Genomic DNA, 21,382 nt, shown 5'->3' on the forward strand with positions numbered 1-21,382 from the left:
CAGCCCTACTCAACTGTGCGGAGGTGGGACGACGAAATCGAATTCTAACGAATTACCGATTTCTGTCCCACTCTCTTTTTGCTGTCAAAGGAATTTCAACTCTTTTCTAGTCAAATCTGACGCAAGTTATCAAATTTATGATAGAATAAAGTGTTACAGTAAATAGATTTTGATGAAGGAACACTATGCGAAAAGAGATTGACCCTGAATTATATAATTACAATAAATTTCCTGGACCTGTGTTTCGTCAGGTAGGAGACCAGATCCTTTCAGAAAACCTCTCCTTTGAGTTGTTAAAAAATGAAAAGGAAGCATTTGATGCGACCGTTTTTGGTCAACGATTTTCTGAGATTTTAACCAAATTTGATTACATTGTTGGTGATTGGAGCAATGAGCAGTTGCGCTTGCGTGGCTTCTATAAGGAAGAACGCGATGTTGCAACGATGGATAAACTAAGTCGCTTAGACGATTATTTGTTAGAATATTGTAGCTATGGTTGTGCTTATTTTGTCCTTGAAAATAAGGAGCCTCATCGTGCTTCCTTTGATAAGAAATCACCGGTCAAAAAAGCTCAATCAGAAGAAAGAGAGCCTAAGAAGCGTTCGCGCAATCGCAAACAAAAAGATCGTTTCCAAAAACGAGAACGCGACAAGGGACAGTCAACGAATAACTCGAAAAAAACAAGACCGTCTGCTGAAACTAAAAAAACAACAAAGACGAACAACAAACGTCATTTTGTGATTCGTCAAAAAGAGGAGTAAGAAAGAATGAAACCATCGATTTATAGTTTAACACGCCAAGAGATGATTGATTGGGCGGAAGAAAATGGCGAAAAGAAATTCCGTGCAGCACAAATCTGGGAATGGCTCTATCGTAAACGTGTCCAGTCTTTCGAAGAAATGACCAACCTTTCTAAGGACTTAATTGCGAAGTTAAACGATCAATTCGTTGTCAACCCACTCAAGCAACGGATCGTGCAAGAGTCAGCAGATGGAACGGTCAAGTATCTTTTTGAATTGCCAGATGGCATGTTGATTGAAACCGTCTTGATGCGTCAGCACTATGGTTTATCTGTTTGTGTAACGACTCAGGTAGGATGCAATATCGGTTGTACCTTCTGTGCTTCAGGTTTGATCAAAAAACAACGCGATTTGAACAATGGGGAAATCGTGTCTCAAATCATGTTGGTCCAAAAATACTTTGACGAACGGGGTCAAGATGAACGGGTCAGCCATATCGTTGTCATGGGGATCGGAGAACCATTTGACAACTATAACAACGTCTTGAAATTTATCCGGACCGTCAACGATGATAAAGGTCTAGCGATTGGGGCTCGTCATATTACCGTATCAACTTCTGGTTTGGCCCATAAAATTCGCGACTTTGCAAATGAAGGGGTGCAGGTCAATTTGGCGGTGTCTCTACATGCTCCAAACAACGACTTGCGCTCTAGCATCATGAAGATCAACCGGGCTTTCCCAATTGAAAAATTGTTTGCAGCGATTGAATACTATATCGAAACCACGAACCGTCGGGTGACCTTTGAGTACATCATGTTGAATGAAGTCAATGATGGGGTTGAGCAAGCCTTAGAGTTGGCAGAATTGCTCAAGAATATTAAGAAATTGTCTTATGTTAACTTGATTCCTTATAATCCTGTCAGTGAGCATGACCAATATAGCCGGAGTCCAAAAGAACGGGTTATGGCCTTCTATGATACCTTGAAAAAACAAGGTGTCAACTGTGTGGTGCGTCAAGAGCACGGTACAGATATTGATGCTGCCTGTGGCCAATTGCGTTCCAATACGATGAAACGGGATCGGGAGAAAGCGATTGTTGAACATGCGCAACCTTAAACAAGGGCTGATGGATCAAACAGAACTAACAAAGAGAGGAAGAAGGCTGTTACAGAGTGGCAGCTTCTTCTATTTTATCCTCTTGTGCCTGATGTGCTTTTTGCCTCAACAGCCAGAGCCAGGTATGGAAACACCGGGAATTCAACATTTTGGTCGCATCGTCGTCCTACTGGTTCCACTTAATTCGTTGATGAATTTTGGCCAGATCACCAGTGTCATCCAACTCATCAAGGTGATTCTCCAAAACGTAGCCAATGTCTTTTTGTTAAGCCCGCTGGTCTTTCAACTTCTCTGGCTATGGCCCTGGTTGCGGAGTCACAAACGGGTCTTACTCTTTGGCTTTGGTCTAAGTCTATGGATTGAATCTAGCCAAGTGCTCTTAGATCTTTTGTTTGATGCCAATCGTGTCTTTGAGCTAGATGATTTGTGGACCAATACCTTAGGGGCTTACCTGGCCTATCTAGGCTTTCAGTATCTCCAAGCGCGATTGCTAGCCAAAAATGGGGAAATGTAAAATCCGAACATTTCAGTCACTTTTTGAAATTTTTGTTGACAAAGTCAGAAGCGGGAGCTATAATAGCTTCAAGACATCAGAAAAGTAGAGATTTTTCTCACTTCCAGGGAGCTTGTGGTGATTGCGAACAAGCAGTGGTGAATCTTGAAATGGGCTGATGCGTTTATGATGATGAATTTGAAACAATAAAAATTCGGTGAGCACACCTTATCGTGCACCCTGTTGTTAGACAGGTCAGAGATGTAGGAGAAAAATAGCTTCCTACAATTGAGGTGGCACCGCGGTATCGAATCGTCCTCACACAGATTTTTCTGTGTGAGGTTTTTTTATCTCAAAGGAACCCAGTGAGACTGCAGCTCAAAGGGCCAGCGAGAGAAAAAGATCATAAACAGGATTGAAGATATAGAAAAGAGGACACAATCATGACAGAAACAAAAGGCTATTTCGGACAATTTGGTGGATCTTTCGTACCAGAACCCATTCAAAACTTGCTCAATCAATTAGAGGAAACCTTTGAACAGTATAAAAATGACCCAGAATTTATCGCAGAATACAAACATTATCTGAAAGATTATTCTGGACGGGAAACACCGCTCTACTTTGCGGAAAGTTTGACAGATCATTTAGGTGGGGCGAAAATTTATTTGAAGCGCGAAGACTTGAACCACCTAGGTTCGCATAAATTGAATAACGTTTTGGGGCAAATCCTCTTGGCTAAGCGCATGGGCAAAACACGCGTGATTGCTGAAACAGGAGCAGGTCAACACGGTGTAGCTACAGCAGCTGCGGCAGCTAAATTTGGTATGGCCTGTGATGTCTACATGGGGGCAGAAGACGTGGAGCGTCAACGTCTCAATGTCTTCCGCATGGAAATGATGGGGGCAACCGTCCATGCGGTTGAAACAGGAACCAAGACCTTGAAAGACGCCGTTGATGCTGCGTTTGGAGCATGGATGGCAGACCTCGATGCCTTTTACGTTTTGGGTTCTGCTGTTGGACCTCACCCTTACCCAACCATTGTGCATGAATTCCAAAAAGTGATCAGCGAAGAGTCTAAACGCCAAATTTTGGAAAAAGAAGGTCGTTTGCCAGACTATGTGATTGCCTGTGTCGGTGGTGGCTCCAATGCCATCGGTGCCTTTTCTGAATATGTCGCAGAAGAGGAAGTCGGTTTGATTGGGGTAGAAGCAGCTGGTCATGGCTTGGATACCGATCAGCACGCCGCTACCATGACCAAAGGGACTGTAGGAGTTGTCGATGGTATGAAGACCTATGCTGTCTTTGGCAAAGATGGAAAAGTAGCTCCAGTTTACTCGATTTCTGCTGGTTTGGACTACCCAGGGGTTGGTCCAGAGCATGCTTTCTTTAAAGATTCTGGTCGTGTTGAATATGTAGCGGCGACAGATGATGAAGCAGTAGAAGCTCTTCTTCTTCTCAGCAAGACAGAAGGGATCCTTCCAGCCATTGAAAGCTCACACGCGATTGCAGAAGCGGTCAAACGTGCTCCACAATTGAATAAAGACAAGATTATCATCATCAACGTTTCCGGACGTGGGGATAAGGACGTGGCTGCTATTGCCGATTATTTGGAAGCAAAAGCTGCAAAATAAGAAGAATTATCTAAAAAACATCGTATAAAGCAGTAAAGCGTGATAACTGAGAAAGAGACAGGGAACAAAGGGAATCCGGTCTCTTTCTTTTTTGAGGGCAAAGAAGAGAATGCCTAAGATGGATGCGATCTGGATGAGAATGAGGATCTTGGTAGAAGAAAAGCTGAGTGAGAAGGTGGCGAGTAAGAGAAAATCTCCCGCCCCCATTCCAATAAAGAAAAAGTGGGCACCGATCGCAAGGAGTAAAAAGACCAGCATGAGGAGATTACTAGCGGATAAAAAGAGGACTAAGGCATGGAGACAACACCAGATGGCCAAGGGGTATTCCATAAAGCGTAGGTCATAGATGGCTAAAACAGCAGATCCGAGTAACGTCAGAAGTTGAGGCAGAGAAAGAAAACCATTGGCACAGGCTAAGAAGATCAGGCCACTCCAGATCTCAAAAAGGCAGTACCAAAATGGGTAGGTCTGATGACAATAGCGACAGCGAAAACGATGCAGTAGTTGCGAGATAATGGGGATGAGATCCCAAACTCCAAGGACGTGCTGGCAGTGATCGCAATGACTGCGAGGAGTGAGAATGGATTGGTTTGGGAAGCGATCGACCACTAGTCCCAAAAAAGAGGCGAAACAAGTACCGATGGTAAAAAAATAAAAGTTGATCATACTTATTTATTCGTAAACAAATCGAAAAATGTCATCATTTACTTGAAAATCTTGTAAAGCCTTTCTAAATTTGATACAATAATGAACATGAAAAACCTGTATGATGTTCAACAATTTTTAAAACGTTTTGGAATCATCATTTATGTGGGGAAGCGCCTCTATGACATCGAATTGATGAAAATTGAGCTTCAACGTCTTTATGATGCAGGCTTGATGGAGCGGCTCGATTATTTAGAAGCCGATACCGTTTTAAGAAGAGAGCACAAGCAAGAATTAGAATTTTTGAAAAAGAGTGAGGTAGAGTGATGGGAAATATCATTTTTTGGTTGGTTGTTTTAGGAATAGTTGGATGGATGGTGTTTAATTATTTCCGCATCCGTAAAGCTGCTAAATTTGTGGACAATGCTGCTTTTGAAGAGTTGATTCGTAAAGGGCAGTTGATTGACTTGCGAGAGCCAGTTGAGTTTCATGCAAAGCATATTTTAGGAGCGCGCAACATTCCTTCTACTCAGTTGAAGTTGAGCCTTGCGGCCTTGCGCAAAGACAAACCGATTTTGCTCTATGAGAATAGCCGTAGTTCGCGTGTCACCAATGCGGCTCTCTATCTCAAGAAACAGGGCTATACAGACATTTATGTCTTGTCTTATGGTCTTGATTCTTGGAATGGGAAAGTGAAAAAAGACGCTTAATAAAAGAGAGTGGGACAGAAATCGGTCATTCGTTAGAATTCGATTTCGTCGTCCCACCTCCGCACAGTTGAGTAGGGTTGTAAAAACTGATGAAATCAGCGTAGTAGGGCCCACTCAATGCACGACAATCCAAAAACAATTAAGAGGCTAGGACTTTTGTCCCAGCCTCTTTTTATCTCGTTTTTTCAAGGGAATCTTTGACCCAGGTGAGCTCCACTTCATTCAAAGGCCGGCTTTCGCCAGGGGCTAACTGAGGATCCAAGGTGAAGGGACCAAAAGACAAGCGTTTTAAGGTCATTACTTTGACGCCAATGGCTAAGAACATCTTTTTCACTTGGTGGTATTTTCCTTCTGAGATTCGGACCTGGGCCTTGCTGTAGCTAGGGCTACTTTCTAGAATGGTTAAGGAAGCAGGCTTACAGATGGGGCCATCTTTGAATGAAATCCCATTCTGAAATTGCTCGATGTGGGCTGCATAGAGCGGTCCATTGACTTCAACTTGATAAGTTTTATCCACATGATATTGAGGATGTAGAAGTTGAAAACCAAGGGGCCCATTATCTGTGATGAGGAGCAGACCACTGGTATCGCGATCGAGGCGACCAAGCGGATAAAGATCTGGATATTCTTGTTGGGGATCTACCAGATCGATTACTGTTGGATGCTGGGCATCTCTTTTGGCAGTCACGGCTCCAATTGGTTTATGGAGCATGTAGTAGTGGTGACGCGGTTCCTGAATGAGCCGTTCCCCTATTTGAATCTCTTGGAGTCCAGGGTCGATGTTTTGTGACAGTTTTTTAGCTGGTAGGTGATCGACCAAGATTTGCCTTCGGGCCAGAAGTTGTTTGATGTCTTTGCGAGCGTAATGATGGTCTGCCATCAATTGATCTAATCTCATGGGAGCCTCTTTTTCTGAAATTCTTATCATCAGTGTATCATGAAATGAAAAGGAAATCGAGTCGGAGAAAAGAAATGAGGATGAAAACATTTACAACTAGCTGAACTGTGTTTTTTAAACGGGACTGTGGTATAATTGTTCAGTTAGAAATATTATTTAAAATTATATAGAGGAAATCATGACAAAATTAAGAGAAGATATTCGTAACGTTGCGATCATTGCCCACGTTGACCATGGTAAAACAACCTTGGTAGACGAATTGTTGAAACAATCGCACACCTTGGATGAACGTAAAGAATTGCAAGAACGTGCAATGGACTCAAACGATCTTGAAAAAGAACGTGGGATTACCATTCTTGCTAAAAATACAGCCGTTGCTTATAACGGAACTCGGATCAATATCATGGACACACCAGGACACGCGGACTTCGGTGGAGAAGTGGAACGGATCATGAAAATGGTTGACGGGGTTGTATTGGTCGTAGATGCCTACGAAGGAACTATGCCTCAGACTCGTTTCGTATTGAAAAAAGCCTTGGAACAAGACCTTGTGCCGATCGTTGTAGTTAATAAAATCGATAAGCCATCTGCTCGTCCAGCAGAAGTAGTAGACGAAGTCTTGGAACTCTTCATCGAGCTAGGTGCGGATGATGACCAGCTTGACTTCCCAGTTGTTTATGCATCAGCGATCAACGGAACATCATCCTTGTCAGATGATCCAGCAGATCAAGAAAAAACTATGGCACCGATCTTTGATACCATTATTGATCACATCCCAGCTCCAGTTGATAACTCAGATGAGCCCCTTCAATTCCAAGTGTCTCTTCTTGACTACAATGACTTCGTTGGTCGTATCGGTATCGGACGTGTCTTCCGTGGTACAGTTAAGGTTGGGGACCAAGTTACCCTTTCTAAACTGGATGGTACAACTAAAAACTTCCGTGTGACCAAACTCTTTGGTTTCTTTGGTTTGGAACGTCGCGAGATTCAAGAAGCTAAAGCTGGTGACTTGATCGCTATTTCTGGTATGGAAGATATCTTCGTTGGAGAAACCATCACACCAACTGACGCAGTAGAAGCACTTCCAATCCTTCACATCGATGAGCCAACCCTTCAAATGACCTTCTTGGTCAACAACTCACCATTTGCAGGTCGGGAAGGGAAATGGGTGACCTCTCGTAAGGTCGAAGAACGCTTGCAAGCAGAATTGCAAACAGACGTCTCTCTTCGTGTTGACCCGACGGACTCACCTGATAAATGGACAGTTTCAGGACGTGGGGAATTGCACTTGTCTATCTTGATTGAAACCATGCGTCGTGAAGGATACGAATTGCAAGTATCTCGTCCAGAAGTTATCATCAAGGAAATTGATGGTGTCAAATGTGAACCATTTGAGCGCGTACAAATCGACACACCAGAAGAATACCAAGGATCTGTTATCCAAAGCCTTTCTGAACGTAAAGGTGAAATGTTGGATATGGTCGCAACTGGTAACGGTCAAACTCGTTTGGTCTTCCTTGTTCCAGCGCGTGGGTTGATTGGATACTCAACAGAGTTCTTGTCAATGACACGTGGTTACGGAATCATGAACCACACCTTTGACCAATACTTGCCAGTGATTCCAGGAGAAATTGGTGGACGTCACCGTGGTGCTCTTGTTTCCATCGATAACGGAAAAGCAACGACATACTCGATCATGTCTATTGAAGAACGTGGTACGATCTTTGTCAATCCAGGTACAGAAGTTTACGAAGGAATGATCATTGGGGAAAACTCTCGTGAGAACGACTTGACTGTCAACATTACGAAAGCAAAACAAATGACCAACGTCCGTTCAGCTACCAAGGACCAAACAGCGGTTATCAAGACTCCTCGTATCTTGACCTTGGAAGAATCTCTTGAGTTCTTGAACGACGATGAGTACATGGAAGTAACACCTGAATCTATCCGTTTGCGTAAACAGATCTTGAATAAAGCAGAACGCGAAAAAGCAAATAAAAAGAAAAAATCAGCAGCTGCTGAATAATACGAAAAGAAAGGAGAAACAAAATGGTCTATTTTATCTTAGGGATTTTGATTCTCCTTTTTTACCTTTTTATGACCCCAAAGAGTATTCGTGGTACCTTAAACAGTGTCACAATGGTGGTCTTGATCGTCTCCATTATCGTACTGACTTGTCTCGCCATTTTTCAGATATTCCAACTACCGTCTGAGTTTTTTGTCGGTGCCTTTCTCGCCTTTGTTGGCTACCTGGCTTTGGTGGATATTTCCAAAATGACGACCAAACAGAAAAAATAAACGCTGACGTGATTTTTAAAGCCCTTTGGGCTTTTTAATTTTGCTAAAAAAAGGTAAAATAGAGAGTGATAAAAATGGAGCGAAGAAAACATGAAATTTGTGAAACAATTTGAAAATAAAAAGGTTCTTGTATTAGGTTTGGCTAAGTCAGGCGAGTCAGCTGCCCGTTTGTTGGATCGCTTAGGAGCGATTGTGACCGTCAATGATGGTAAACCTTTTGAAGAAAATCCAGCAGCACAAAGTTTACTGGAAGAAGGGATTAAAGTTGTGACAGGAGGTCACCCTTTGGAATTGTTGGATGAAGACTTTGCAGTCATGGTCAAAAATCCAGGAATCCCTTATTCTAACCCAATGGTCGAAAAAGCGCTTGAAAAGGGTATTCCAGTCCTCACTGAAGTAGAATTGGCCTATCTGATTTCGGATGCGCCAATTATTGGGATTACAGGATCAAACGGAAAAACGACGACAACAACCATGATCGGGGAAGTCTTAACTGCTGCTGGTCAAGGTGGTCTATTGTCTGGAAATATCGGTTTTCCAGCTAGCCAAGTTGCACAAACAGCAACAGAAAAGGATGTTCTGGTCATGGAATTGTCTTCTTTCCAATTGATGGGAATTGAAGCCTTCCATCCAGAGATTGCAGTGATTACCAACCTCATGCCAACCCATATCGACTATCATGGTTCTTTTGAAAATTATGTAGCTGCCAAATGGAATCTTCAAAAGAATATGACAGAAAAAGATGTCATTGTCTTGAACTTCAACCAAGACCTGGCCAAGGAACTCGCTACAAAAACCAAGGCAAGGGTCCTTCCATTTTCAACGGTCGAAAAAGTGGATGGGGCTTATTTGGAAGATGAACTTCTCAAGTTTAAGGGAGAAGTTGTTATGCGAGCAGATGAACTGGGTGTTCCAGGTAGTCACAATATAGAGAATGCCTTGGCAACGATTGCTGTTGCAAAAGTCCGTGGTGTGGAGAATGAGGTCATTAAAGAAACCTTGTCAGCTTTTGGAGGAGTGAAACACCGTCTTCAATATGTGGATGAAATTCAAGGTGTCAAATTCTATAATGATAGCAAATCGACTAATATTTTAGCGACGCAAAAAGCTCTTTCTGGTTTTGATAACAGCAAGGTGATCTTGATTGCAGGAGGGCTCGATCGTGGCAATGAATTTGATGAATTGGTGCCACACATTACTGGCCTAAAGGAAATGGTGATTCTAGGGGAATCAGCTCCTCGAGTGAAACGCGCAGCCGATAATGCAGGCGTCCCTTATGTCGATGCGGCAGATGTAGCAGATGCTACAAAGAAAGCCTTTGACTTGGCTAGCCCTGGAGATGTTGTGCTACTAAGTCCTGCCAATGCTAGCTGGGATATGTATCCAAATTTTGAAGTGCGTGGGGATGAATTCCTTGCTACAGTAAAAGGGTTGAAATAAAATGAAAAAAATAATGTTTACTGGTGGGGGAACCGTGGGACATGTGACCCTTAATCTCCTCTTGATTCCAAAATTTATCGAAGATGGATGGGAAGTTCATTATATTGGGGACAAAAAAGGAATCGAATACCAAGAGATCAAAAAGTCTGGATTAGAGGTACGATTCCATTCGATTGCAACAGGGAAATTGCGACGCTATTTCTCTTTCCAAAATATGATGGATGTTTTCAAGGTAGCTTGGGGAACACTCCAATCCATAGCGATTCTGCTCCGTGTGCGTCCACAAGTTCTCTTCTCAAAAGGGGGATTTGTCTCGGTGCCACCAGTGATCGCGGCTCGTCTCACTCGTGTTCCTGTCTATATCCATGAGTCGGATCTCTCGATGGGATTGGCCAATAAAATTGCTTATAAATTTGCTACCAAGATGTACACGACTTTTGAGCAAGCACATGGTTTGACAAAGAGTGAACATATCGGTGCGGTAACCAAAGTCACAGATCATATTCCGCCGACTTCAGAAGTTTTAGAAGAAAAAACAAAAGGTTTCCGAAAAGAGTTGCCGACCCTTCTCTTTGTCGGAGGATCAGCCGGTGCGCGTGTCTTTAATGAATTTGTGACAGAGTATCAAGCAGAGCTCTTGCAGCACTACAATATCATCAATTTGACGGGCGATTCAACATTGAATCAGGCTGAGGGGGGCTTGTATCGAGTGGATTATGTAACCGATCAGTATTTGCCTATGCTCCAGAAGGCTGATTTAGTGGTGACTAGGGGTGGAGCCAATACCTTATTTGAACTCTTGGCTATGAACAAACTCCATTTGATTGTGCCGCTTGGAAAAGAAGCCAGTCGTGGCGATCAGATTGAAAATGCCCAATATTTTGTGGATAAAGGTTATGCAGAGCAATTGCAGGAAGATCAATTGACCCTCGAAACCTTTAATGAAACCATTCAAGAAATGTTGAAGCAAAGCCAAGTTTACCACCAAGCAATGGAAAAATCGACAGAACTCCTTTCACTAGACGATTTTTATGGCCTGCTTCAAAAAGATATCAGTAAGGGAAAAGATGACGGACGACAATAAAAAAACACCAACGGATGACAAAATTACAGAATTGTCAGCCTGGCAAAAAAGAAACAAAGAATATTTAGAAAAAAAGGCGCTTGAAAAAGCGGAAGAAGCTGAAACAGAGGAAACTGAAAGCAAAGAAGCACAAGAAGACGAAGATCTTTCAGAAAATGAATCGGCTTCTATCTCAGAGGAAGAATCTGAAGAAGAAATAGAAGATTCTGAAGAGGAAAATGAATCTGAGGTCGAAGAGGATCCAGATGCGGATGGAGAAAGTTCAGAAAGAGAAGAGAACGGTCCGGCTGTAGAGGAGCTAGATCCTTCAGAGAAGCAAGAGAAAAAGCCTTCGTTTTTTGAACGCTTAAAGACGAAAAAAACAAAGAAGGAACCGACAGTGGCAAAACGCCATATCTATCGTGCCCTTCCGGTTATCGGAATCAGCTCGATTGTCGCCCTTCTCTCGATCTATTTTTTAAGTCCCTTGTCTACACAGAAAGTGATTGAATTTTCAGGGAATAAAGCGGTTGACCAGCAAAAATTGTATGAAAAAAGCCGTATTAAAGAAGAAGATTATACTCTGACGACCTTCCTTCATAAGTCGGTCTATGAACAAAACATAAAAACAGCTAGTCCATGGATCAAAGAAGTGCACATGCATTATCAATTTCCAGTGACCTTTAAAGTTAATGTAGTGGAACACAAAGTGGTTGCTTATTATGTGACGGGAGAAGACCACTATCCAGTATTGGAAAACGGAGAAGTAGTTGAGACAGTAACGCCTGCTTCGGACTTACCATCCTCCTATATTAGCTTGAAATTCTCAGATAGGGAATTAGTCAGACAATTCGTCCAAGAAATGAAATCCATTTCGCCTTCCATTACGGATAAAATTGTTTCGGTTGATCTGACACCAAGCAAGGTTACGAAGGATCTAGTGACCATTACCATGAAAAATGATAATAAAATCTTGGTCCCTGTTTCCCAAATTACCCGCAAGCTTCCTTATTATAAGGCCATTAGTAAGCAATTAGACGATGATTCCACCATTGATATGGAGGCTGGAGTCTTCAGCTATAGCGAACAATCCATCGCAGATGCCAAAGAGCAAGCTGAAAAAGAAAAGGCTGAAAGTACAGAAAAGCAAGAAGAACATTCTGAGGAAGCCAGCCAAGAACAGAATCCAGAAGGCGAAAATTCTTCTGGTAATGAGCAAAGCCCATAAATTATCTCAAATAATTGAAGAAAAAATGTCCATTTTAGGCTTCTTTGTGATATAATGAAGTTTGGATAGTTCCAACTAAAAGGGCTATAAATAGATGTAAAGTGAAAACAAATAAAGAGAGAGGACTGGTGTAATGGCTAGAGACGGCTTTTTTACAGGTTTAGATATCGGTACTAGTTCAATAAAAGTATTGGTGGCAGAACATGTCAATGGAGAAATGAATGTAATTGGAGTCAGCAATGCAAAAAGTGCTGGCGTCAAAGATGGAATTATAGTAGATATCGAAGCTGCTTCAAATGCAATTAAAACTGCAATCAGCCAAGCTGAAGAAAAAGCAGGGATTTCAATCAATCTAGTCAATGTTGGGTTGCCTGCAAACTTACTACAAATCGAAGCGACTCAAGGAATGATTCCAGTCACAAGTGATTCAAAAGAAATCACAGATGCAGATGTTGAAAATGTTGTCAAATCTGCACTCACAAAAAGTATGACACCGGATCGTGAAGTGATCACCTTCATTCCTGAAGAATTCACAGTAGATGGTTTCCAAGGAATCCGTGATCCACGCGGAATGATGGGGATCCGACTTGAAATGCGTGGTCTTCTTTATACAGGACCTCGTACAATCTTGCACAATTTGCGTAAAACAGTTGAACGTGCAGGCTTACAAGTAGAAAACATCATCATTTCCCCACTTGCGATGATCAAAACAGTCTTGAACGAAGGCGAACGTGAATTCGGAGCAACAGTGATTGATATGGGTGGTGGCCAAACCACAGTGGCATCTGTTCGTAGCCAAGAACTTCAATTTACAAATATCTACCAAGAAGGTGGCGATTACGTGACCAAAGATATTTCTAAAGTTTTGAAGACTTCTCAAAAATTGGCAGAAGGTTTGAAGTTCAACTACGGTGAAGCCTATGTGCCATCTGCTGGAAACGAAGTATTCCATGTAGAAGTTATTGGTGAAGTTGAGCCAGTTGAAGTGACTGAGAAGTATTTGGCTGAAATCATTTCGGCACGTATCAAACACATCTTTGAGCAAATTAAGCAAGACCTTGAGAGAAGACATTTGTTGGATCTTCCTGGTGGTGTTGTGATTATCGGTGGAGGCGCAATCCTTCCTGGTGTTGAAGAATTGGCTCAAGAAGTCTTTGGTGTAAATGTGAAATTGTTTGTTCCAAATCAAATTGGAATTCGCAATCCAGCTTTTGCCCATGTGATTAGTTTGTCTGAATATGCAGGCAATTTGACAGATGTGGATATTATTGCTCAAGCTGCGGTTCGTGGAGACGAAGTCTTGCGTCAACAACCGATTCAATTTGATCGACCTGTGCAACCACAAGTACAACCACAACCTGCTGCTCCAGCACAACCGGTAGTACCTGCGTACAATGCTGAGAAGATTGAATCTCCAGTGGATGCTCAAGAAATTCCAGCAGCAAGTAATGATAGCAAACAAGAACCAAAAACTACATTCACAGACCGAATGAAAAATTTGATCGGTAATATGTTTGATTAAGGAGTGTAAGTATTTATGACATTTTCATTTGACACAGCAGCGGCACAAGGTGCAGTAATTAAAGTAATCGGTGTCGGTGGCGGTGGCGGTAACGCCATCAATCGTATGATTGACGAAGGCGTTGCCGGTGTAGAATTCATCGCAGCTAATACAGATGTTCAAGCACTTTCAAGTGCAAAAGCTGAAACAGTTATCCAATTGGGTCCAAAATTGACTCGTGGATTGGGTGCTGGAGGTCAACCTGAAGTTGGTCGCAAGGCAGCTGAAGAAAGCGAAGAAGTGTTAACAGAAGCTTTGCAAGGTGCAGACATGGTCTTCATCACTGCAGGGATGGGTGGAGGATCTGGTACAGGTGCTGCACCAGTCATCGCTCGTATTGCTAAAGCAGTTGGTGCTTTGACAGTAGCAGTTGTTACTCGTCCATTCGGGTTTGAAGGTTCAAAACGTGGGAACTTCGCTATTGAAGGGATTAATGAACTTCGCGAACATGTAGATACATTGTTGATTATTTCTAATAACAACTTGCTTGAAATTGTGGACAAGAAGACACCGCTTCTTGAAGCGTTGAGTGAAGCTGACAACGTTCTTCGTCAAGGTGTTCAAGGGATCACTGACTTGATCACAAGTCCTGGATTGATCAACCTTGACTTTGCAGACGTGAAGACTGTTATGGAAAACAAAGGGAATGCCCTCATGGGTATTGGTGTTGGTAGTGGTGAAGAACGTGTGATCGAAGCAGCTCGTAAAGCAATTTACTCTCCACTTCTTGAAACAACCATTGACGGTGCTGAAGACGTGATCGTCAACGTAACAGGTGGTTTGGATATGACATTGATCGAAGCTGAAGAAGCTTCAGAAATTGTGAACCAAGCTGCAGGTCACGGAGTGAACATCTGGTTGGGTACATCTATTGATGAATCTCTTAAAGATGAAATCCGCGTGACGGTTGTTGCAACCGGTGTCCGTCAAGACAAGGTAGAACGCGTCAGCGGGATTGCTTCCTCACAACGTCCTTATAAAACAGGACCACGTGAACAACGCCCACAAACGGCACCATTTGACCGTGAATTTGATTTGAAACAAGATGTTGAATTGCCAACAACTCCAAGTCGTCCAGCGGTAGAACCAAACCGTGGCTCAGCTTTTGGTGATTGGGATATTCGCCGTGAGAATATCGTTCGCCAAACTGAACCAACATCAACACATCAAGTTGATCGTTATGTAGATTCATCTTCAGATGATGATGAATTGGAAACACCACCATTCTTCCGGAATCGTTAATCATGAATCTGGTAGAGAATGCTGATCTTGTACGGCAACAAGTAGAAACAGCAAGAAACAAAGCTAACCGCCAAGATCAAGTTAATGTGATAGCTGTCACCAAGTATGTAGATGTTGCAACAACAGAAGCACTGGTAAAAACAGGTATCCAACATATCGGTGAAAATCGTGTTGATAAATTCCTAGAAAAGTATCAAGCTCTAAAAGACTATGATCTCACTTGGCACTTGATTGGGAGCCTCCAACGGCGAAAAGTAAAAGACGTGATCAATCTCGTTGATTACTTTCATGCCTTGGATTCGGTAAAACTAGCTCAAGAAATTCAAAAGCGAGCAGAACACCCGATCAAGTGTTTCCTCCAAGTGAACATTTCTGGGGAAGAAAGTAAGCATGGATTTGCACCCGATGAACTGGATGATGTTTTAGCGGAAATCGCACAGCTGGACAAAATTGAAATTGTTGGTTTAATGACGATGGCTCCTTTTGAGGCTAGTCAAGAAGAGTTGCAGGATATTTTTTCAAAAACTCACCAACTTCAGAAACAACTAGAAAAGAAACAATTAAAAAATATGCCTTTTTCAGAACTAAGTATGGGTATGAGTCGTGACTTTGAAGTAGCCATTGCGAACGGAGCGACTTATGTTAGAATTGGGACATCATTTTTTAAATAGGAAAGAACTATGTCATTAAAAGATAAATTTAACAACTTTATTGACTACTTCACAGAAGACGGTGAAGAAGTAGAAGTTAGCGAGGCAAAAGCAGCTGGTGCGGAAACACAGCCAGTTCCACAGCCACAGCCAACTCCTCAAGTGACTTCTCCACGTCCACAGATTAGTCAAAAAGAACCGGTAAAACCAAAACCAAAATCGACTCCTGTCGCACCTGTTACAACTCCTGTATCTACAGCAGCTGTGAAGGAATCTATGTCTACAACGAAAAATACATCTGAAAATATCACTCGCTTGCATGAACGTCAACGTGAATTGGCTGCTAATCGTGCAAATACAGATGAAAAGATTACCATTGATGTACGCTATCCCCGTAAATACGAGGAAGCGACTGAAATTGTCGATCTATTACTATCTAATGAGAGTATCTTGATTGATTTCCAATATATGACAGAGGTACAAGCCCGTCGTTGTTTGGATTATTTGGATGGGGCTCGTTATGTTTTGGCAGGAAATCTTCGCCGTGTTGCAAGCACCATGTACTTGTTGACTCCAATTAATGTTGTCGTTAATGTGGAAGATATTCGCCTTCCAAATGATGTGGAAGTGACAGAATTCGACTATGATATGAAACGTAATCGCTAAGATGATTATCTTTCAATATCTTTCAAATATCATTCAAATCTATTCCATCATTCTTGTCATCTATGCCTTACTTTCTTGGTTCCCTGGGGCACCTCAGAGTACTCTTGGACAAATGGTTCACCGCCTAGTTGAACCATTTTTGAGCCTTTTTAGAAAGTTACCCTTGCAGGTTGGAAGCTTGGATTTTACGGTTCTTGTAGCACTTTTGGTCTTGAACCTAATGAATCAGCTATTAGCTCGGTTGTTTCTATTTTTGATTGGTTAGAATACGATGGGACAGAAAGAGATTTATCAACATTTCAATCGCGAAGATCACGAATTTATTGATCGTTGTATTGAATTGTCAGAAAGAGTAATTGAACGCTATTCTGTTGAAGTGACGGGTTTTTTAAACCCTCATCAGGTCGCTATTTTACGAAATGTTGCGGCAAGCTATCAATTACAGGTCTTTGCTTCCAGTGATGAGCAGAAAATGGAGTATGCCAAGGTCATTGTGGCTCCGGATTATTATCAATTGGATCCAAGTGACTTTGATCTGGCCTTAATAGAGATGGTCTATGCTTCCAAATTTCATCACTTGACCCATTCCCAGGTTCTGGGGACCATTGTTCACCAATTAGGAGTGGAGCGCAAGTCTTTTGGAGATATTCTAACGAGTGAAGGAAAGATCCAAGTTTTTATTGAACAGCGTTTTGTTCCCTATTTCATGGATCACATCCAGAAAATTTCTTGTGTGCCTGTTAAGCTTAGGGAAGTTCCTCTATCTGAACAGATTGTTGTAGAAGAAGAAAGCCAGCAGCGAGATATTCTCGTGTCGAGTTTCCGGTTAGACAAGGTGATTGCTGGGACCTTCAGGCTTTCGCGCTCACAAGCCAGTCAGTTGATTAGCTCTGGCTTGGTGAAAGTTAATTATGCGACGACTTCCAATGTTAGCTATGCTGTAAGTTTGAATGATTTAGTCAGTGTCCGACGCTTTGGGCGTCTTAAAATTGTTTCTGAAAATGGTATTTCAAAGAGTGGAAAATATAAAGTAACTGTTGAAGTACTCTTAAGTAAAAAATGAGGAGGAGTTATGGCTCTTACTGCTTTAGAAATTAAAGATAAAACTTTTGGCGTTAAATTTAGAGGATATGATGCGAACGAAGTAGAAGAATTTCTAGATATCGTTGTTCGCGATTATGAAGATCTTGTTCGTTTAAATCATGATCAAGAAGCAAAAATTCAAGCTCTTGAAGAACGCTTAAACTATTTTGATGAAATGAAAGATTCATTGAGTCAATCTGTTTTGATTGCACAAGATACTGCTGAACGTGTAAAACAAGCAGCTAACGAACGTTCTGAAAATATTGTTCGTCAAGCTGAACAAGATGCACAACATTTAGTAGATGAAGCAAAACAAAAAGCAAATGAAATCCTTCGTCATGCAACGGATAACGCCAAGAAGGTTGCCGTTGAAACAGAGGAGTTGAAGAACAAGACACGCGTCTTCCATCAACGTTTGAAATCAACAATCGAAAGCCAATTGAGCATTATCGATACGCCTGAATGGGATGAAATTCTTCGCCCAACAGCTATGTATATTCAAACAAGTGATGAAGCTTTCCGTGAAATTGTTGAGAAAGCTTTGGGTGAATCTGTTCACCATCATCATGCAGAAGATGAGAACATTGATTTGACTCGTCAATTCTCTCCAGCTGAAATCGAAGAATTGCAAAAACGCATTGAAGCAGCTAACTTAGAATTGGGTGCGACACAAGCGTTTGAAGGTTTGAATGAAAAAGTTCAATCCGCTTTAGAAGAAGCAGAGCACGCTCGTCATGAAAATGAGGAGGTTGTTGCGGTTGAAGAAGCTGTTCAACCTGAAGATGATGCAAATCGTGAATCTGTCAATATTTTATAATTTTTGTAAAAACAGATCCATTAATGATAGGTCTAGCGAGCAGATGATGGTGGAAGATCTGCACTCCCTCTTAATGGATGATCCTTTTACAGTATTCGTTCTGAATTATTGAGTAAGAACGGACGTTTCCCTCGTTACGGGATGAGAGGAGAAAGTCTCTTGCGACTTCTCGAACAAAGGTGGTACCACGAGCAATCGTCCTTTTTAGGATGCTCGTGTTTTTTTATAGCTTTTTAAATCAATAAGGAGACACAATGAAACTTAAAGAAACATTGAACCTTGGGAAAACAGCCTTTCCAATGCGGGCTGGTCTTCCAACGAAAGAACCAGTTTGGCAAAAAGAATGGGAAGATGCAAAATTGTATCAACGCCGTCAAGAGTTGAATGAAGGAAAACCGCATTTTACACTTCATGATGGACCTCCGTATGCCAATGGAAACATTCACGTAGGACATGCTATGAACAAGATTTCAAAAGATATCATTGTTCGTTCTAAGTCTATGTCAGGCTTTTATGCCCCTTATATCCCAGGTTGGGATACCCATGGTTTGCCAATTGAGCAAGTCTTGGCTAAACAAGGCGTGAAACGTAAGGAAATGGACTTGGTTGAGTACTTGAAACTCTGCCGTGAATATGCTCTTTCTCAAGTAGATAAACAACGTGAAGACTTCAAACGCTTGGGTGTTTCTGGGGACTGGGAAAATCCATATGTCACCTTGACGCCTGACTATGAAGCAGCGCAAATCCGCGTCTTTGGTGAAATGGCTAATAAAGGCTATATCTACCGCGGAGCTAAACCAGTTTACTGGTCTTGGTCTTCTGAATCAGCCCTTGCTGAAGCAGAGATTGAATACCATGATTTGGTATCAACTTCTCTTTACTATGCTAACAAAGTTAAAGATGGTAAGGGTGTCCTAGATACAGATACCTACATCGTTGTTTGGACAACAACTCCATTTACGGTTACAGCTTCTCGTGGATTGACAGTAGGTGCAGACTTTGATTATGTCGTAGTGAAACCTGCTGGATCTGATCGTAAGTATGTCGTAGCGTCTGAGCTTTTGCCAAGCCTTTCTGAAAAATTCGGTTGGGAGAATGTTGAAGTCCTTGCTACTTACCAAGGGAAAGAATTGAACCATATCGTTACAGAACACCCATGGGATACGGAAGTTGATGAATTGGTGATCCTTGGTGAGCATGTAACCCTTGATTCAGGTACTGGTATTGTCCATACGGCTCCTGGTTTTGGTGAGGATGACTACAATGTAGGGATTGCAAATGGCCTCGAAGTAGCCGTTACGGTTAACGAACGCGGTATTATGATGGAGAATGCTGGTCCTGATTTTGCAGGTCAGTTCTACGACAAGGTTGTACCAACGGTTATTGAGAAACTTGGCGATTTACTTCTTGCTCAAGAAGAAATCTCTCACTCCTACCCATTTGACTGGCGGACGAAAAAACCAATCATCTGGCGTGCCGTGCCACAATGGTTTGCTTCTGTTTCAAAATTCCGCCAAGAAATCTTGGATGAAATTGAAAAAGTAAAATTCCACTCAGAATGGGGGAAAGTCCGTCTTTACAACATGATTCGTGACCGTGGTGACTGGGTGATCTCTCGTCAACGTGCATGGGGAGTTCCACTTCCAATCTTCTACGCTGAAGATGGCACACCAATCATGACAGCTGAAACCATCGAACATGTAGCTCAACTCTTTGAAGAGCACGGATCAATCGTTTGGTGGCAACGTGATGCCAAAGACCTCTTGCCAGAAGGATTTACCCATCCAGGTTCACCAAATGGTGAGTTCAAAAAAGAAACAGATATCATGGATGTCTGGTTTGACTCAGGTTCATCATGGAATGGGGTCGTGGTTAACCGTCCAGAACTCAAATACCCAGCAGATCTTTACCTAGAAGGTTCAGACCAATACCGTGGTTGGTTCAACTCATCACTCATCACATCTGTGGCGAACCATGGTGTAGCGCCTTATAAACAAATCTTGTCCCAAGGTTTCGCCTTGGATGGTAAAGGTGAGAAGATGTCTAAATCTCTTGGGAATACCATTGCTCCAAGCGATGTTGAAAAGCAATTTGGTGCTGAAATCTTGCGTCTCTGGGTAACAAGTGTAGACTCAAGCAACGACGTGCGGATCTCTATGGATATCTTGAGCCAAGTCTCTGAGACTTACCGTAAGATCCGTAATACCCTTCGTTTCTTGATTGCTAACACATCTGACTTTAACCCAGCTGAGGATGCAGTCGCTTATGAAGAACTTCGTTCTGTTGATAAGTACATGACCATCCGCTTTAACCAACTTGTTAAGACGATTCGTGACGCTTATGCAAACTTCGAATTCTTGAGGATTTATAAGACTTTGGTTAACTTTATCAATGTTGATCTGTCAGCCTTCTACCTTGATTTTGCCAAAGATGTTGTCTACATCGAAGGAGCGAAATCTCTTGAACGCCGTCAAATGCAAACTGTCTTCTATGATATTTTGGTGAAAATCACTAAACTCTTGACGCCAATTCTTCCTCACACTGCTGAAGAAATCTGGTCATACCTTGAGTTTGAAGCAGAGGATTTTGTTCAATTATCAGAATTGCCAGAAGCAGAAACGTTTGCCAACCAAGAAGAAATCTTGGATACTTGGTCAGCCTTCATGGACTTCCGTGGTCAAGCTCAAAAAGCCTTGGAAGAAGCACGTAATGAAAAAGTGATTGGTAAATCACTAGAAGCTCACTTGACAGTTTATCCAAATGAAGTGGTGAAAACACTTCTTGGAGCTGTTGATAACAATGTCGCTCAACTCTTGATTGTTTCTGAGTTGACCATTGCAGAAGGCCCAGCACCAGAAGGTGCAGTGACCTTTGAAGATGTAGCCTTCACGGTTGAACGTGCAGCTGGTGAAGTTTGTGACCGTTGCCGTCGTATCGATCCAACAACTGCAGAACGCCACTACCACGCAACCATCTGTGATCACTGTGCAAGCATTGTCGAAGAGAACTTTGCGGACGCAGTCGCAGAAGGATTTGAAGCAAAATAATAAGAAGTGAAAAATCGCAGGGAGAGAGTCTCCTTGCGACTTTTCAATAAAGAG

The 21,382-nt window shown here is 42.2% G+C and carries 21 protein-coding genes and 1 other annotated feature; of the genes, 19 read left to right on the plus strand and 2 right to left on the minus strand.

All coding sequences use genetic code 11. The features are described from left to right. The first annotated feature begins 185 nt into the window (after positions 1–185). The 4 genes from I2E70_RS08560 to trpB all read left to right on the plus strand — a co-directional run bounded on the left by I2E70_RS08560 (position 186) and on the right by trpB (position 3,980). Complete coding sequence (locus I2E70_RS08560; protein WP_003005915.1) at positions 186–761, plus strand: YutD family protein; 576 nt, start codon at positions 186–188, stop codon at positions 759–761. Between the two features lie 6 nt (positions 762–767). Next, on the plus strand, positions 768–1,856 hold the full coding sequence (gene rlmN / locus I2E70_RS08565) for a 23S rRNA (adenine(2503)-C(2))-methyltransferase RlmN (protein ID WP_049514207.1): 1,089 nt from the start codon (positions 768–770) through the stop codon (positions 1,854–1,856). After that, a complete protein-coding gene (locus tag I2E70_RS08570; RefSeq protein WP_070589638.1) occupies positions 1,843–2,370 on the plus strand; it encodes a VanZ family protein in 528 nt (175 codons plus the stop codon). Before rlmN ends, I2E70_RS08570 begins: the two co-directional genes overlap by 14 nt. A 67-nt stretch (positions 2,371–2,437) precedes the next feature. Then, positions 2,438–2,672 (plus strand) — a binding site (T-box leader). A 120-nt stretch (positions 2,673–2,792) separates the two neighbouring features. Further along, positions 2,793–3,980: a tryptophan synthase subunit beta gene (gene trpB, locus I2E70_RS08575; RefSeq protein WP_195424437.1), complete on the plus strand. Its 1,188-nt coding sequence runs from the start codon at positions 2,793–2,795 to the stop codon at positions 3,978–3,980. Between the two features lie 6 nt (positions 3,981–3,986). On the opposite strand, the gene I2E70_RS08580 is transcribed toward trpB, so the two are convergent. Continuing rightward, positions 3,987–4,646, minus strand: a complete 660-nt coding sequence (locus I2E70_RS08580; protein WP_070589634.1) for a prepilin peptidase — start codon at positions 4,644–4,646, stop codon at positions 3,987–3,989. A gap of 87 nt (positions 4,647–4,733) precedes the next feature. Here I2E70_RS08580 and I2E70_RS08585 point away from each other — a divergent pair, with 87 nt between their 5' ends. Beyond that, complete coding sequence (locus I2E70_RS08585; RefSeq protein ID WP_003017930.1) at positions 4,734–4,952, plus strand: YqgQ family protein; 219 nt, start codon at positions 4,734–4,736, stop codon at positions 4,950–4,952. Further along, positions 4,952–5,335 (plus strand): rhodanese-like domain-containing protein, encoded by a 384-nt coding sequence (locus I2E70_RS08590; RefSeq protein WP_070589632.1) that lies wholly within the window; start codon positions 4,952–4,954, stop codon positions 5,333–5,335. The genes I2E70_RS08585 and I2E70_RS08590 overlap by 1 nt, the downstream gene beginning before the upstream one ends. A gap of 172 nt (positions 5,336–5,507) precedes the next feature. On the opposite strand, the gene I2E70_RS08595 is transcribed toward I2E70_RS08590, so the two are convergent. After that, positions 5,508–6,233: a 16S rRNA pseudouridine(516) synthase gene (locus tag I2E70_RS08595; RefSeq protein WP_070589630.1), complete on the minus strand. Its 726-nt coding sequence runs from the start codon at positions 6,231–6,233 to the stop codon at positions 5,508–5,510. Between the two features lie 178 nt (positions 6,234–6,411). Here I2E70_RS08595 and typA point away from each other — a divergent pair, with 178 nt between their 5' ends. The 13 genes from typA (at position 6,412) to ileS (ending at position 21,328) form a co-directional block, all read left to right on the plus strand. Beyond that, positions 6,412–8,259, plus strand: coding sequence for a translational GTPase TypA (typA, locus tag I2E70_RS08600; RefSeq protein ID WP_070589628.1), 1,848 nt, complete (start codon positions 6,412–6,414; stop codon positions 8,257–8,259). A 23-nt stretch (positions 8,260–8,282) separates the two neighbouring features. Continuing rightward, positions 8,283–8,531 carry a DUF3165 family protein gene (locus tag I2E70_RS08605; protein ID WP_004219693.1) on the plus strand — a complete coding sequence of 83 codons (249 nt, stop codon included), beginning with the start codon at positions 8,283–8,285 and terminating at the stop codon, positions 8,529–8,531. Positions 8,532–8,621: 90 nt separating this feature from the next. Further along, entirely contained in the window at positions 8,622–9,971 is a 1,350-nt protein-coding gene (gene murD / locus I2E70_RS08610; RefSeq protein WP_195424439.1) for a UDP-N-acetylmuramoyl-L-alanine--D-glutamate ligase, read from the plus strand. Between the two features lies 1 nt (position 9,972). Beyond that, positions 9,973–11,055, plus strand: a complete 1,083-nt coding sequence (locus I2E70_RS08615; protein ID WP_070589624.1) for a UDP-N-acetylglucosamine--N-acetylmuramyl-(pentapeptide) pyrophosphoryl-undecaprenol N-acetylglucosamine transferase — start codon at positions 9,973–9,975, stop codon at positions 11,053–11,055. Continuing rightward, positions 11,039–12,262 (plus strand): cell division protein FtsQ/DivIB, encoded by a 1,224-nt coding sequence (locus I2E70_RS08620; RefSeq protein ID WP_070589622.1) that lies wholly within the window; start codon positions 11,039–11,041, stop codon positions 12,260–12,262. The genes I2E70_RS08615 and I2E70_RS08620 overlap by 17 nt, the downstream gene beginning before the upstream one ends. Before the next feature lie 133 nt (positions 12,263–12,395). Continuing rightward, positions 12,396–13,784 (plus strand): cell division protein FtsA, encoded by a 1,389-nt coding sequence (gene ftsA, locus I2E70_RS08625; protein WP_070589620.1) that lies wholly within the window; start codon positions 12,396–12,398, stop codon positions 13,782–13,784. Between the two features lie 15 nt (positions 13,785–13,799). Next, on the plus strand, positions 13,800–15,065 hold the full coding sequence (gene ftsZ / locus I2E70_RS08630) for a cell division protein FtsZ (RefSeq protein ID WP_049474213.1): 1,266 nt from the start codon (positions 13,800–13,802) through the stop codon (positions 15,063–15,065). A 2-nt stretch (positions 15,066–15,067) separates the two neighbouring features. Next, positions 15,068–15,736 carry a YggS family pyridoxal phosphate-dependent enzyme gene (locus I2E70_RS08635; RefSeq protein ID WP_070589618.1) on the plus strand — a complete coding sequence of 223 codons (669 nt, stop codon included), beginning with the start codon at positions 15,068–15,070 and terminating at the stop codon, positions 15,734–15,736. A 9-nt stretch (positions 15,737–15,745) separates the two neighbouring features. After that, entirely contained in the window at positions 15,746–16,381 is a 636-nt protein-coding gene (locus I2E70_RS08640) for a cell division protein SepF (protein ID WP_070589616.1), read from the plus strand. A gap of 1 nt (position 16,382) precedes the next feature. Next, the gene (locus I2E70_RS08645; protein ID WP_070589614.1) at positions 16,383–16,646 is read left to right on the plus strand and encodes a YggT family protein; all 264 of its coding nucleotides are present in this window, start codon (positions 16,383–16,385) and stop codon (positions 16,644–16,646) included. 6 nt (positions 16,647–16,652) lie between these two features. After that, positions 16,653–17,444 (plus strand): RNA-binding protein, encoded by a 792-nt coding sequence (locus I2E70_RS08650; protein ID WP_070589613.1) that lies wholly within the window; start codon positions 16,653–16,655, stop codon positions 17,442–17,444. A 9-nt stretch (positions 17,445–17,453) separates the two neighbouring features. Further along, a complete protein-coding gene (locus I2E70_RS08655) occupies positions 17,454–18,281 on the plus strand; it encodes a DivIVA domain-containing protein (protein ID WP_070589611.1) in 828 nt (275 codons plus the stop codon). A gap of 254 nt (positions 18,282–18,535) precedes the next feature. Then, on the plus strand, positions 18,536–21,328 hold the full coding sequence (gene ileS, locus I2E70_RS08660) for an isoleucine--tRNA ligase (RefSeq protein ID WP_195424441.1): 2,793 nt from the start codon (positions 18,536–18,538) through the stop codon (positions 21,326–21,328). Positions 21,329–21,382 lie beyond the last annotated feature (54 nt).

Source organism: Streptococcus parasanguinis, assembly GCF_015556095.1.
Taxonomy (GTDB): domain Bacteria; phylum Bacillota; class Bacilli; order Lactobacillales; family Streptococcaceae; genus Streptococcus; species Streptococcus parasanguinis_Q.

Coding starts and splice junctions, on each gene's coding strand:
- I2E70_RS08560 (WP_003005915.1), top strand. CDS start 186: ATGCGAAAAGAGATTGACCCTGAATTATATAATTACAATAAATTTCCT.
- I2E70_RS08580 (WP_070589634.1), bottom strand. CDS start 4,646: ATGATCAACTTTTATTTTTTTACCATCGGTACTTGTTTCGCCTCTTTT.
- I2E70_RS08650 (WP_070589613.1), top strand. CDS start 16,653: ATGGGACAGAAAGAGATTTATCAACATTTCAATCGCGAAGATCACGAA.
- I2E70_RS08595 (WP_070589630.1), bottom strand. CDS start 6,233: ATGAGATTAGATCAATTGATGGCAGACCATCATTACGCTCGCAAAGAC.
- I2E70_RS08635 (WP_070589618.1), top strand. CDS start 15,068: ATGAATCTGGTAGAGAATGCTGATCTTGTACGGCAACAAGTAGAAACA.
- I2E70_RS08645 (WP_070589614.1), top strand. CDS start 16,383: ATGATTATCTTTCAATATCTTTCAAATATCATTCAAATCTATTCCATC.
- ileS (WP_195424441.1), top strand. CDS start 18,536: ATGAAACTTAAAGAAACATTGAACCTTGGGAAAACAGCCTTTCCAATG.
- I2E70_RS08605 (WP_004219693.1), top strand. CDS start 8,283: ATGGTCTATTTTATCTTAGGGATTTTGATTCTCCTTTTTTACCTTTTT.
- I2E70_RS08590 (WP_070589632.1), top strand. CDS start 4,952: ATGGGAAATATCATTTTTTGGTTGGTTGTTTTAGGAATAGTTGGATGG.
- I2E70_RS08570 (WP_070589638.1), top strand. CDS start 1,843: ATGCGCAACCTTAAACAAGGGCTGATGGATCAAACAGAACTAACAAAG.
- ftsZ (WP_049474213.1), top strand. CDS start 13,800: ATGACATTTTCATTTGACACAGCAGCGGCACAAGGTGCAGTAATTAAA.
- I2E70_RS08615 (WP_070589624.1), top strand. CDS start 9,973: ATGAAAAAAATAATGTTTACTGGTGGGGGAACCGTGGGACATGTGACC.
- I2E70_RS08620 (WP_070589622.1), top strand. CDS start 11,039: ATGACGGACGACAATAAAAAAACACCAACGGATGACAAAATTACAGAA.
- I2E70_RS08640 (WP_070589616.1), top strand. CDS start 15,746: ATGTCATTAAAAGATAAATTTAACAACTTTATTGACTACTTCACAGAA.
- trpB (WP_195424437.1), top strand. CDS start 2,793: ATGACAGAAACAAAAGGCTATTTCGGACAATTTGGTGGATCTTTCGTA.
- I2E70_RS08655 (WP_070589611.1), top strand. CDS start 17,454: ATGGCTCTTACTGCTTTAGAAATTAAAGATAAAACTTTTGGCGTTAAA.
- I2E70_RS08585 (WP_003017930.1), top strand. CDS start 4,734: ATGAAAAACCTGTATGATGTTCAACAATTTTTAAAACGTTTTGGAATC.
- rlmN (WP_049514207.1), top strand. CDS start 768: ATGAAACCATCGATTTATAGTTTAACACGCCAAGAGATGATTGATTGG.
- ftsA (WP_070589620.1), top strand. CDS start 12,396: ATGGCTAGAGACGGCTTTTTTACAGGTTTAGATATCGGTACTAGTTCA.
- typA (WP_070589628.1), top strand. CDS start 6,412: ATGACAAAATTAAGAGAAGATATTCGTAACGTTGCGATCATTGCCCAC.
- murD (WP_195424439.1), top strand. CDS start 8,622: ATGAAATTTGTGAAACAATTTGAAAATAAAAAGGTTCTTGTATTAGGT.